The sequence below is a fragment of the Sphingopyxis sp. BSNA05 genome, assembly GCF_013265645.1.
GTDB lineage: Bacteria > Pseudomonadota > Alphaproteobacteria > Sphingomonadales > Sphingomonadaceae > Parasphingorhabdus.
Map to the genome: position 1 here is coordinate 1 of NZ_PYIA01000126.1, position 301 is coordinate 301.

The following is a 301-nucleotide window of genomic DNA, read 5'->3' on the forward strand; positions in this document are numbered from 1 at the left end:
GGTAATTGACGAATATCTGGACGTGGCCCATGCCTTCTTCAACAAAAAGGACGCCGGTTTTGTGAACGGGCTTCTGGATAGCATCGCGAAGCAGGTTCGGGGCTGACCTAGATCCCCCCGGCTGCCACGGGGGAGAATATGTCCTACTTTCTAGACCGGCTGGATCCGGCCTTCCGCGACATGATCGAGGCGGACGGGCCCTTTCTTTTCGAGATATTGAAGAGCGATGCACGATCGATGTACAACTACGTAACGGTCTAGCACGAACGATGTACAGCTAGATCGAGCATCATCGAGTACA

Annotated in this window: 2 protein-coding genes; both read left to right on the plus strand. The window is 53.8% G+C overall.

The genetic code is table 11. From position 1 onward, the window contains the following. Positions 1-106 (plus strand): transcription antitermination factor NusB (locus tag C8024_RS14965; RefSeq protein WP_302051643.1); only part of this gene is annotated, 106 nt, incomplete at its 5' end. Between the two features lie 32 nt (positions 107-138). Next, positions 139-261, plus strand: a complete 123-nt coding sequence (locus tag C8024_RS22615; protein ID WP_302051642.1) for a hypothetical protein — start codon at positions 139-141, stop codon at positions 259-261. Positions 262-301: the final 40 nt, after the last annotated feature.